This is a genomic window from Ensifer sp. ENS03, assembly GCF_014852035.1.
Classification (GTDB): domain Bacteria; phylum Pseudomonadota; class Alphaproteobacteria; order Rhizobiales; family Rhizobiaceae; genus Ensifer; species Ensifer adhaerens.
The window spans coordinates 1-453 of sequence record NZ_JACVAV010000036.1 but is presented as its reverse complement, the minus strand read 5'-3'; the positions used below and the strand labels follow the sequence as shown (position 1 = coordinate 453).

The 453-nt window shown below is 61.6% G+C and carries 1 protein-coding gene; it reads right to left on the bottom strand.

Annotated elements, in window-relative coordinates:
• Positions 1 to 453: ABC transporter permease (locus IB263_RS33850; protein WP_246811162.1), on the bottom strand; the 453-nt coding region annotated here is incomplete at both ends.

The following is a 453-nucleotide window of genomic DNA, read 5'->3' as shown; positions in this document are numbered from 1 at the left end:
GAGGCAAAGCCGACGAGATCACCGGACTGGATGTGGCCGGAAACCGACTTCATCTTGCTCAAGTCGTCGGCGCGGATGCCGCGCACCAGCGCGCCGGTCGAACTGTCACCGACCCCTTGCGCCAGAACCTGGCCTTCGACCATCGGGATCGCCATGGTGACGCCTTTGACGCCCGAGAATTTAGTCGCCAGTTCCGGATAGTTGTTGAGCGGACCGTCGATCGGCTGGACGATCATGTGGCCGTTGATGCCGAGGATGCGGGAGATGAGTTCGGTGCGGAAGCCGTTCATGACGGCCATGACGATGATCAGCGTCGCCACCCCGAGCATGATGCCGATGAAGGAGAAGCCGGCGATGACAGAGATGAAGGCTTCCTTGCGTCTGGAGCGCAGGTAGCGCCACGCCACCATACGCTCGAAGGCGGAAAAGGGTCGGCTGGAGGACTTTTCAGGC